Genomic DNA, 992 nt, shown 5'->3' on the forward strand with positions numbered 1-992 from the left:
GAGCCGATCGCGATCGTGGGGATGGCGTGCCGGTTGCCGGGTGGAGTCGGCTCGCCGGAGGAGTTGTGGGAGCTGGTCACGGCCGGGGGCGAGGGCATCGGGGATTTCCCCGTGGACCGTGGCTGGGATCTGGAGAACCTGTTCGATTCGGATCCGGATCACGCGGGGACGAGCTATGCGCGTCAGGGCGGTTTTCTCTATGACGCGGGGGAGTTCGACGCGGATTTCTTCGGGATCTCGCCGCGTGAGGCGCTGGCGATGGATCCGCAGCAGCGGTTGCTGCTGGAGACGTCGTGGGAGGCGCTGGAGCGGGCCGGAATCGACCCAGCCTCGCTCCGCGGCCAGGACATCGGTGTCTTCGCCGGAATGGTCAACCACGACTACGCCAGCCGCCTCGACACGGCTCCCGATGGTTCCGAGGGCTACCTCATGACCGGCGGCGCGGGCAGTGTGCTGTCGGGTCGGGTGTCGTATGCGTTGGGGTTCGAGGGTCCTGCGGTGACGGTGGATACGGCGTGTTCGTCGTCGTTGGTGGCGTTGCATCTGGCGGCGCAGGCGTTGCGGTCGGGTGAGTGCTCGATGGCGCTGGCCGGTGGGGTGACGGTCATGGCCGGGCCGGACGCCTTCATCGAGTTCTCCCGTCAGCGCGGGCTCGCCCCGGACGGCCGATCCAAGTCGTTCGCGGCTTCGGCGGACGGTACGGGGTGGGCCGAGGGCGCGGGTGTGGTGCTGGTGGAGCGGTTGTCGGATGCGGAGCGTCTTGGGCATCGGGTGTTGGCGGTGGTGCGGGGTTCGGCGGTGAATCAGGATGGTGCGTCGAATGGGTTGACGGCGCCGAACGGTCCCTCGCAGCAGCGGGTGATTCGGCGTGCGTTGGCGGTTGCGGGGTTGGTGGCGGCGGATGTGGATGTGGTGGAGGCGCATGGGACGGGTACGCCGTTGGGTGATCCGATTGAGGCGCAGGCGGTGTTGGCGACGTATGGCCAGGGTCG

General features: G+C 68.5%; 1 protein-coding gene. It reads left to right on the top strand.

Going from position 1 to position 992, the window contains the following annotated elements:
* The coding region (locus KN815_RS36685; RefSeq protein ID WP_216346170.1) for a beta-ketoacyl synthase N-terminal-like domain-containing protein at positions 1–992 on the top strand (992 nt) is incomplete at both ends.

The sequence above is a fragment of the Streptomyces niphimycinicus genome (assembly GCF_018883605.1).
Lineage (GTDB): Bacteria > Actinomycetota > Actinomycetes > Streptomycetales > Streptomycetaceae > Streptomyces > Streptomyces niphimycinicus.